This is a genomic window from Mesorhizobium sp. M7A.F.Ca.CA.001.10.2.1 (genome assembly GCF_003998575.1).
Taxonomy (GTDB): domain Bacteria; phylum Pseudomonadota; class Alphaproteobacteria; order Rhizobiales; family Rhizobiaceae; genus Mesorhizobium.
In genome coordinates, this window is sequence record NZ_RZQY01001207.1 from 1 (window position 1) to 744 (window position 744).

Annotated in this window: 2 protein-coding genes; both read right to left on the reverse strand. The window is 66.5% G+C overall.

Annotated features, from left to right (window positions below):
* Nucleotides 1-454: amino acid synthesis family protein (locus tag EN964_RS36170; protein ID WP_164776542.1), on the reverse strand; the 454-nt coding region annotated here is incomplete at its 3' end.
* A partial coding sequence (locus EN964_RS36175; protein ID WP_164776543.1) for an amino acid synthesis family protein occupies nucleotides 451-744 on the reverse strand: 294 nt, incomplete at its 5' end. The genes EN964_RS36170 and EN964_RS36175, both read right to left, overlap by 4 nt.

Consider the following 744-nt stretch of genomic DNA (forward strand, 5'->3'; position numbering starts at 1 on the left):
CCTCCATGCCGTCGAAATGGCTGCGCACCCGCGCCGCATCCTTGTGACCGAGCGGAATATCGAGCGACACGCCGAGGCCGCCGCGCTTCTTCGATGAAGGAATGAGCGCGGCGCCCTTGCCAAGCACATCGCGGAACGGGGCGCCGAGCTTTGGATGAAGGATGGCGGCGGCATGTTCGAGCTCGCCATCGGCGCCGACGGCGGCGGCCTTGCCGAAGCTCTCGACCCGGTAGCCGGCAATGCCCAGAGCAGCGACCGCGCGCCTGGGCAAGATATCGCCCAAGGCTTCGCCTATGGCGCTCAGTGCCGACAGGTCCTCGACGTAAGTGCCCGCATAGGGGTTGCGGATCACCGCAATGGCTGCGGCACGCCGCGTCGGCGGATCGACGGGCCGCCCGCCTTCGATCCGGGTTTCCTCGACGATGGTGATGATGCGGCGGATTTCGGGGTTCATCGCAAGCCGTCCTCGCCCTTGATGTCGGCGGCGGCAAGGCCGCCGACCCGTGCATGGACGCGTGCGCCGGTGGTCATCGCCAGGATGACCGCCATTTCGTCGCCGCGCGGCGCATCGGCAATGCCTATCTCGATCGCATCGAAATGGCTGCGCACATAGGAGGCGTTTATGTGCGTGATCGGGATGTCGATGCGCGTTCCGGGGCCGCCGACCTTCTTGGTCGAAGGCACGATCGCCTTGGCATTGCCGAGCAGTTCGCGCATCGCATAGCCCCCCGGATTGTGCCAGAG